The sequence below is a fragment of the Moorena sp. SIO3I6 genome (assembly GCF_010672095.1).
In genome coordinates, this window is record NZ_JAAHHU010001249.1 from 1 (window position 1) to 1,496 (window position 1,496).

General features: G+C 43.6%; 1 protein-coding gene. It reads right to left on the bottom strand.

Annotated features, from left to right (window positions below; all coding sequences use genetic code 11):
* Positions 1-89: 89 nt before the first annotated feature.
* A partial coding sequence (locus F6K49_RS48240) for a glycosyltransferase family 39 protein (RefSeq protein ID WP_293109757.1) occupies positions 90-1,496 on the bottom strand: 1,407 nt, incomplete at its 5' end.

The following is a 1,496-nucleotide window of genomic DNA, read 5'->3' on the forward strand; positions in this document are numbered from 1 at the left end:
CCCCACCTCCCCCCCTCCCCATCTCCCCATCTCCCCATCTCCCCATCTCCCCATCTCCCCATCTCCCCATCTCCCCATCTCCCGACTCCCTACTCCCGATTCCCGACTCCCACCCCTCTAGCTAACGTAAACCCTTCAGCACTTCCTAAAGATACTTGGTTAGGTAATTGCAAAGCCGCTAACGTCGAGTTGTCCAACAGCAGGTAAGATTGAGTTGAGCACAACTGTTTTAAAGTCTTTTCATCTTGGGGAATTACTTTGCGATCGCTATAAAAATCCAAACTAGGACGCTGATAGGGAAAAGACGTATAGATAATATCCCCTGGAGCCGTATTTTCCTGAATCAAAGCCGCCACTGGCTTAACTGGAAATGCTTCATTTAACTCCCAGAGCCAAGAGTGAGAACTCATTAATAATACCAAAGCCATGTACATCCCTATCAATAAAATTGGGATAAAATTGCGGTTATGCTGTTTAATTTTAAAAGCCGCTAGGGTCATGGTTAGGCTTACCACCATACCCATAATGATTAAAACCGGTTGGGGATCTGCCAATATAAAATAAATACATCCCCCTAAACCAGCTACTCCGATAAATCCTAAACTAATTGTTAAAATCTTAGGATAACGACTCCAATATTGCCAAAATACGGTGAGTTGAGCGGCAACAGCTATAGCAAAAAAGGGATAAACAGGCATAATGTACCAGGGCAGCTTGGTTCCCATCATAGAAATAATCGTAAAATAGCCGATAGTTCCAATTAAAATCAAACTTCCCCAACTCGTGAGGGGTTTTCGCCAAGCTAAATATAATCCTCCTAGCCAAAACAATAGCCAAGGGAAAGTATACTTAATTAACTCCAAAAGATAATACCATGGTGAGCCTTGATTCCCTTCCACCTTTTGAGAGATGCGAGCGAATCCTTGCGAGATAAAATGAACATGCCAAAAGGTTGCTCCATAATGCTGCCATTGGGCAATATACCAAACCAAAACCGGTGCGTAACCTAGGACTATGCCCAACCAAAAATAGCGACTTTTCAACAACCATAACGTTTTATTTGCCAGAATAAAGACCAAGACAATTGCCCCTAGAGGCACAACTAATAGACCTTTTGTGAAAGTAATTAGTCCTAAACAAACTCCGATCCCAATTGCCCAATAAGACTGAGCCTGACAAGCTTTAAGTAAGCACAATAGCAACAGCAAAAACCAAGTATTGATCATGCCATCCAGCATCGCCAAACGTCCGTGGCGCACAACTGGCAACAGAGTCAAGTAGACGCTAGCGGCAAATATTGCACTGACACGTTCAACGAATAGTTCTCGTGCTACTAAATAGAGCAGTGGTACTCCACAAGCTGACAAAAAAGCACCAGGCAGACGAGTAGTGAATTCTTGGACACCCCCTAGTTTATAGCTTAAGGCAATCAACCAATCCATCAAAGGGGGTTTAAGTAGATAAGGTTCTCCCCACAGAGTAGGATGGAGCCAGTT